Below are 1,083 nucleotides of genomic sequence, written 5' to 3'. Positions count from 1 at the left end.
TACCATCAATTCGGTCAGTGGATGATCTTACTTTGATACTGACTACCGATATTCCAAAAATGAGATTGATGACCTATCAAGTTGGTAAATCCAACTTTGGGAAATAAGAACTATTGCACTGTCGCAATCGACTGATTACCTAGGTGATCAAATCTTGGTCTGTTCGACTCAAGTGAAAAAAAATACCAATTAACGTAGGGTGGGCAAAGCCATCATTTTATTAATACTCATTTGAACCAAACTGTTTTTGCCCACCCTACAAGTAAGACAAATACCAATTAACGTAGGGTGGGCAAAGCCATCATTTTATTAATACTCATTTGAACCAAACTATTTTTGCCCACCCTACAAGTAAGACAAATACCAATTAACGTAGGGTGGGCAAAGCCATCATTTAATTAATACTCATTGGAACCAAACTATTTTTGCCCACCCTACAAGTAAGACAAATACTACAAGTAAGACAAATACCAATTCAAGTAAGGTGGGCAAAGCCATCTAATCATTAATACTCATTGGAACCAAACTGTTTTTGCCCACCCTACAAGTAAGACTTCCCCCGATTCCCGATTCCCGATTCCCGATTCCCGATTCTTGATTTCCTGTTCAAAACTAATCGGATTCAGGACTAACGACCAAATTCTAATCGTACCATCCTCCCCACCACTAACTAGAGTGTTTCCATCTGGACTAATCGCAACTGACCAAACCCAGCCATCATTTCCAGAGAGAGTGCGCAGCAATTGTCTACTGTCTACATCCCATAGCTTAATAGTTTTATCACTGCCAGCACTAGCGATAGTTTTGCTATCGGCACTAATCGCAATGGTAAGAACTGGTGCGGAGTGACTTTCGAGGATAGCTAATTCTTCGCCACTGTTAATATCCCACAACTTGACGGTTTTATCAACACTAGCAACTAGTATCTTGCTATCTTCACTAATGGCAATATCAGAAATCTGGGTTGTTTTGAGATGGTTTTCCGCAATTCTAGGGTGGACAAATCCCAAATCTTGATAGAACGATCTGACCCGCCACTGGCACTAACCAAATGTTTTCCATCGGGACTAATGGCAACAGCAG

Annotated in this window: 1 protein-coding gene; it reads right to left on the bottom strand. The window is 40.6% G+C overall.

From position 1 onward, the window contains the following. Positions 1-512: 512 nt before the first annotated feature. A complete protein-coding gene (locus F6K49_RS52190; RefSeq protein WP_293110925.1) occupies positions 513-1,010 on the bottom strand; it encodes a hypothetical protein in 498 nt (165 codons plus the stop codon). Positions 1,011-1,083: the final 73 nt, after the last annotated feature.

The organism is Moorena sp. SIO3I6, from assembly GCF_010672095.1.
The sequence above is the reverse complement of the archived record's forward strand: the minus strand, read 5'-3'. Positions and strand labels throughout refer to the sequence as shown.